Origin of the sequence: Pseudomonas sp. JV245A (genome assembly GCF_032424515.1) — a bacterium.
In the GTDB taxonomy this organism is placed as follows: domain Bacteria; phylum Pseudomonadota; class Gammaproteobacteria; order Pseudomonadales; family Pseudomonadaceae; genus Aquipseudomonas; species Aquipseudomonas protegens.
Genome location: NZ_VYKE01000223.1, coordinates 1 through 5,864, shown reverse-complemented (window position 1 = coordinate 5,864; position 5,864 = coordinate 1). Strand labels below are relative to the sequence as shown.

Below are 5,864 nucleotides of genomic sequence, written 5' to 3'. Positions count from 1 at the left end.
CAGGCCGCCGACGTGCTGCGGATTCTGTCCGGGCCCACTTCGCCGCTGAAGAAACTGTTGGTGGCCGTGGCCAAGGAAACCGACCTGCAACAGGAAGAACGCCTGCTGGCGGCCCAGGGCCAGAAGGTCGAGGGCGGTGTGGACCAGCTCAAGCAACGCCTGGGTACCCTGCTGGGCCAGGAACAGTCGGCCAACCCGGCTGCCGTGGCCAGCAGCGAAGACCCGGTGAGCGCGCACTTCGCCGAACTCAACAGCCTGGTGAGCAAGGGCGAGGGCGAGCCGGCGGCCATCGACGGCCTGCTGGCGGACATGAACGCCCTGTACGTGCAGGTCAGCGCCATGGTCGGGGCCAGCGGCGACGCGCTGCTGGGCGAGGCCAAGAACCAGGCCAGCGCCGCTGCGGCGCGGGTCAGCCTGACCGCCGAGCGCCAGCCTCCGGTGGTCCAGGGGCTGGTCAAGTCGGTGGTGGGCTCCACCACCAACACCATGATGGGCGGGGTGCGCAACCAGCTGAACGCGGCCTGGGTCAGCGAAGTGGTGAACGTCTATCGCCAGTCCCTGAGCGGCCGTTACCCGATGTCGCCGGGCAGTTCCCGGGACGCGACCCTGGAAGATTTCGGCCAGTTCTTCGGCACCGGCGGGGTGATGGACAACTACTTCCGCAAGTACCTGCAGCCCTACGTCAACACCTCGACCACCACCTGGAGCTGGCAGCCAGGCGCGGCGCAGAAGCTGGGGATTTCCCCTGGCGTGCTGCAGACCTTCCAGCGCGCTTCGAACATTCGCGACGCCTTCTTCCGCTCCAGTGGCGGTACCCAGCCGGCCGTGCGTTTCGAACTCAAGCCGGTGGCGATGGACGCCAATATCAGCCAGTTCCTCCTCGACCTGGACGGCCAGCAACTGAGCTACGACCACGGCCCGAGCCGGCCGGTGGCCATGCAATGGCCCAACCCGGGGAGCATCGGCGTGGTGCGCCTGTCGATCATGCCGCCTTCGGCCACCGGGCGTTCCGGGATCACCCTGGATGGCCCCTGGGCCTGGTTCCGCCTGCTGGAGCAGTCGGACCTGACCGCCACCAATTCGCCGGACCGCTTCAACCTGCGGCTACGGGTGGACGGTGCGAGCATTTCCTACGAGCTGCGGGCCAGCAGCGCCTTCAACCCGTTCAAGAGCCGGGTGCTCAGTGGCTTCAGCCTGCCGGAGCGGCTATGACGGCGCCGGGCCTGTACGGCAAGTTGGCCAGCCGCGGCGATTTTGTCAGCCGTGGCCTGCCGCAGAGTTTCATCGGCCCCTGGGACAGTTGGCTGGCGGCGGGGCTGCTGGCCAGCCAGAACGCCCTGGGCGAGCAGTGGCTGAACGCCTACCTGATCAGCCCGTTGTGGCGCTTCGCCCTGGCCCCCGGGGTCTGCGGGCCCCAGGCGGCGGTCGGGGTGGTGATGCCGAGCATCGACCGGGTGGGGCGCTATTTCCCCCTGACCGTGGCTGCGCTGCTGGAGCCCGAGGCTGACCTGGCTTCGTTGGTCGGCGGCCCGGAGCAGTGGTTCGAACAGGTGGAAGAGCTGTTGCTGGCGACCCTGGAAGAGGGCGCCAGTTTCGAAGCCCTGGAAGAGGGCTTGCAGGCCCTGGGCGCGCCAAGCCCGGCCAGCCGGATCGAAGGCAGCTATTACGCCGGCCTGCAGCGGTTTTACGTCAGCGATCCACAAGCCCGGGGCGCGGTACTCGCGGCCCAGGCCTGCGCGGGATCGAGTACCTGGTGGGGGCGCGGTTCGCAGTACATCAGCCCAATGCTGTTGCGCTGCCAGGGCCTGCCGCCGGCCAGTGAATTTGCGCAATTTTTGCTCGGACAAGAGGGTGCCGTCTAAATGCGTTCAGCGCCGCAACTGTCCTACCAGTCCGCCAGCTACAGCCATGTCGGCATGGTGCGGAAAATCAATGAAGACGCCTGGCTCGAAGCCCCGGAGACCGGCCTGTGGCTGGTGGCCGACGGTATGGGCGGGCACGCCGCCGGGGACTATGTCAGCAGCCTGATCGTCGACAGCCTGCGGGCGGTTCCGGCCGCCGACAGCCTGGACGACTATGTCGCCGCGCTGCGCAACGGCCTGGCCGCGGTCAACGCCGCGGTGCGCGAGGAAACCGCCAACCGTGGGGTGACCATGATGGGCAGCACCGTGGTGCTGCTGGCGGTACGCGGGGCCCGGGCCGTGTGTCTGTGGGCCGGCGACAGCCGCCTGTACCGGTTGCGGGACGAACAGCTGGAAGGCATTTCCCGGGACCACAGCTACGTCCAGGACCTGCAGGACAGCGGCCTGCTCAGCGAGGCCGAGGCGCGGGTGCACCCGCGGGCCAACATCGTGACCCGGGCGATTGGCGTCGAGGCCCAGCTGGAGCTGTCCCAGATTGACCTGCAGGTGCAGGACGGCGACACCTTCCTGCTGTGCAGCGACGGCCTGAACAAGACCGCCGAGGACTTTGAGCTGCGTGACGTGCTCAGCCACAGCGAGCCCAATGACGTGGTGCGCAGCCTGATCCACCTGGGCCTGACCCGGGGCGCTCCGGACAACATCACCGCCATCGTGATCAAGGCCGCAGGACACTGACCATGGACATTCTGATTCCCGGCTTTGACATCCAGGGCGAAATTGGCGAAGGCGCCATGGCCAGCGTGTACCTGGCGACCCAGCGTTCCCTGGAACGCAAGGTGGCACTCAAGGTGATGGCCGCGGCGCTGGCCGCCGACCCGAGCTTCTGCGAGCGCTTCCTGCGCGAGGGCAAGACCCTGGCGCGGCTGTCGCACCCGCACACCGTGACCATCCACGACATCGGCAATGTCGGCGAGCTGTACTACATGGCCATGGAGTACCTGCCCAACGGCACGCTGAAAGAGCGCATCGCCGCCGGGCTGACCCCGGAGCAGGGCCTGACCTATATCCGCCAGATCGCCTCGGCCCTGGGCTATGCCCATGCCCAGGGGCTGGTACACCGCGATGTGAAGCCGGCCAACATCCTGTTCCGCGCCGACGGCACCGCGGTGCTCTCGGACTTCGGCATCGCCAAGTCCCTGGACGACCGCACCCAGTTCACCCAGGCCGGTTTTGCCGTGGGCACCCCGAGCTACATGAGCCCCGAACAGGCTCGTGGCCAGGACATCGACGGCCGCGCCGACCTCTATGCCCTGGGGGTGGTGCTGTATGAAATCCTGGTGGGCGAGCTGCCTTACAACGGCACCGACGCGCTGTCCACGGCCCTGGCCCACCTGACCGAGCCGCTGCCGGAGCTGCCGCTGCACCACGGTCGCTACCAGCACATCCTGCGCAAGCTGCTGGCCAAGGACCCGGCCGAGCGCTACCCGGATGCCGCCGCCTTGCTGGCGGCCCTGGACAACCTGCCGGCCGCCACCGCCGAGGTGGAAGCGACGCTGATCCAGCCCTTGCCGCTGCCACCCCAGGCTGCGTCGCAGCCTGTACCTCAGGGCAACGACCTGGCCGGGCTGACCCCGGTGTCCATCGAGATCCCGCAGCAGGCGCCCCGACCGGCGCCGCGCCGCGAGCCGCCCGAGGAGCCGCCTGCGCCGCCGCGCACGGCCAATCTGCCGCCAGCCGGCAGCGGGCCTTCCGAACAGCGGCGCGGCCCGGTGCTGGCCCTGGCCGGCGTCGCTGTGGCGGTGGCCCTGGCAGTGGCGGGCGCCGGTTACTGGTGGCTGTCGGGCGACAGCCCGGCGCCAGAACCCAAGACCGCCTCGACAGCCGGCACCACGCCTGCGGTGGTGGCGCCCCCGGCCAGTCAGCCGGTGGCCGCGGATGTCGACGGCGGCCAGCGACCGCTGCTGATGCCGGGCAAGAAAACCCTGTTCCAGCGGGTGCTGAGCAAGCCAGGGGCGAGTTTCTCCAGTGAGCCTGGGGCTGCGCCGGGCCAGGCGGTGCCGGCGTTCTCGGTGCTCTACGTGTATCAGCGCAAGAACCTCGACGGCCACTCCTGGCTGCGCCTGGGGGCCGCCAGTGACGGTCGCAGCGCCGGCTGGTTGCCGGCCGAACAGGTCAGCGACTGGAAGCAGAGTCTGGTGCTGAAATTCACCGAGCGTTCCGGTCGTGCACCGGTGATGTTCGTGCGTCAGGCCAGCGAGCTGGAGCGTTTGTTGGCGGACCCTGCGGCGGCCAAGAACCTGCTGCTCAAGGCACAGAAGAATCCCCAGGACGAACAGCAGGTGCTGGCCCTGGAACCCAACGCCAGCGCGGTGCCACAGGACCAGTTCTACCTGCTGCCGATCTTCGATTCCAAGGAGAGTTTCGACGAGAACGGCCAGCCGGTGCAGTTGCTCAATGTGGCTTCCATCGACCCGGGCAACAGCCCGCAGAGCATCAGTGACAGTAGCGGCAAGCGCCTGCCGGCCAATACTCCTCCGGCGGCCGGCGATGCCTTCCGCACTGCGGTGGTGCTGGTGGTGGACACCTCGGTGTCGATGCAGCCCTACATCGACCAGGTGCGCGATGTGGTGCACGAGCTGCAAAGCAAGATCGCCCAGCGCGGCGAGCTGGACAGCGTCAGCTTCGGCCTGGTGGGCTTTCGCAACAACACCAGCAAGACCCCGGGCCTGGAGTACGTGACCAAGACCCTGGTGACCCTGGACCAGGGTCGCGATCCCCAGCGCTTCCAGGAGCTGGTGAGCCAGGTCAAGGCCACCAGCGTCTCCAGCCATTCGTTCAACGAAGACGCCTTTGCCGGCGTGATGCAGGCCGTGGAGGGCATGGACTGGAAGGGCTATGGCGGCCGCCTGATCCTGCTGGTCAGCGATGCCGGGGCGCTGCGCAAGAACGACCCTTACAGCCGCACCCAGATGAACGAGGCGGAAGTGCGCCAGGCAGCCCTAGGCAAGCAGATCAAGATCTACGCCCTGCACCTGCGTACCGATGCCGGCAAGAAGAACCACGCCCAGGCGGAAACCCAGTACCGGGTGCTGACCGCCGACGCCAACCCGAAGATCGGCGACCTGTACATTCCGGTGCCCGGCGGCGATGTGGGCAAGTTCGGCGAGCGGGTCGACGAGATCGGCACGGTGTTCGCCGACCTGGTGCATCAGGTGCGCAGCAACCAGAGCCAGGAAGTCCCGGTGCTGGCGGCGGCGCCGAGCATCGCGCAGAAGTCGGCGGCCATCGGCTACGCCATGCACATGGATTTCCTCGGCCGCAAGTCCGCCAGCCAGGCGCCCCAGCTGGTCAGCGCCTGGACCGCCGACCGCGACCTGACCAACCCGGCGCTGCCGGCGTTCCAGGTCTGTGTGATGCTCACCAAGCTGCAACTCAACGACTTGCAGCAGTCGCTGAAACTGATCGTCGACGCGGCGCGCAAGACCCAGACCTCGCCCAAGGATTTCTTCCAGGAAATCGCCAGCGCCAGTGCCTACATGAGCCGCGACCCGTCGGCCCTGCGCAAGGGCGGCAACCTGGCCGACGGCGGCGTGCTGGGGGAATACCTGGAAGGCCTGCCGTACCGCAGCAAGTCGCTGAACATGACCCAGGACCTGTGGCTGTCCCTGAGCGTGGCCGAGCAGGAAGACTTCATCGACGAGCTGGATTCGAAGATCCGCCTCTACGAAACCTTCCATAACGACCTGGCCAACTGGGTGCGCTTCGGTGATGCCGAGCCGGGTGATGCCCTGTACCGCGTTCCGTTGTCGACCCTGCCGTGATGCTCAATCTGGCGCAGGTGCACAAGAGCCGCGGCGAGGGTCGCCAACGCTACAGCCTGGTGATCCCCAGGCTGCAACTGCGTGCCGGTGATCAACTGGCGGTGGTCGGCCCCAGCGGTTGCGGCAAGAGCACGCTGCTGGACCTGCTGGCGCTGGTGCTGGCCCCGGATTCGGCGGCGCG

General features: G+C 67.9%; 5 protein-coding genes. All 5 read left to right on the top strand.

Going from position 1 to position 5,864, the window contains the following annotated elements; genetic code table 11:
* Positions 1-1,212, top strand: a 1,212-nt coding sequence (gene tssM, locus F6S12_RS29170; protein WP_315869646.1) for a type VI secretion system membrane subunit TssM, incomplete at its 5' end; no start/stop codon positions are given.
* Entirely contained in the window at positions 1,209-1,862 is a 654-nt protein-coding gene (gene tagF / locus F6S12_RS29165; protein ID WP_315869645.1) for a type VI secretion system-associated protein TagF, read from the top strand. The genes tssM and tagF, both read left to right, overlap by 4 nt.
* Entirely contained in the window at positions 1,863-2,597 is a 735-nt protein-coding gene (locus F6S12_RS29160; protein WP_011064247.1) for a PP2C family protein-serine/threonine phosphatase, read from the top strand.
* Positions 2,598-2,599: 2 nt separating this feature from the next.
* Positions 2,600-5,683 (top strand): serine/threonine-protein kinase, encoded by a 3,084-nt coding sequence (locus tag F6S12_RS29155; RefSeq protein WP_123472614.1) that lies wholly within the window; start codon positions 2,600-2,602, stop codon positions 5,681-5,683.
* On the top strand, positions 5,683-5,864 hold a 182-nt coding region (locus F6S12_RS29150), incomplete at its 3' end, for an ATP-binding cassette domain-containing protein (RefSeq protein WP_315869644.1). The genes F6S12_RS29155 and F6S12_RS29150, both read left to right, overlap by 1 nt.

Coding starts and splice junctions, on each gene's coding strand:
- tagF (WP_315869645.1), top strand. CDS start 1,209: ATGACGGCGCCGGGCCTGTACGGCAAGTTGGCCAGCCGCGGCGATTTT.
- F6S12_RS29160 (WP_011064247.1), top strand. CDS start 1,863: ATGCGTTCAGCGCCGCAACTGTCCTACCAGTCCGCCAGCTACAGCCAT.
- F6S12_RS29155 (WP_123472614.1), top strand. CDS start 2,600: ATGGACATTCTGATTCCCGGCTTTGACATCCAGGGCGAAATTGGCGAA.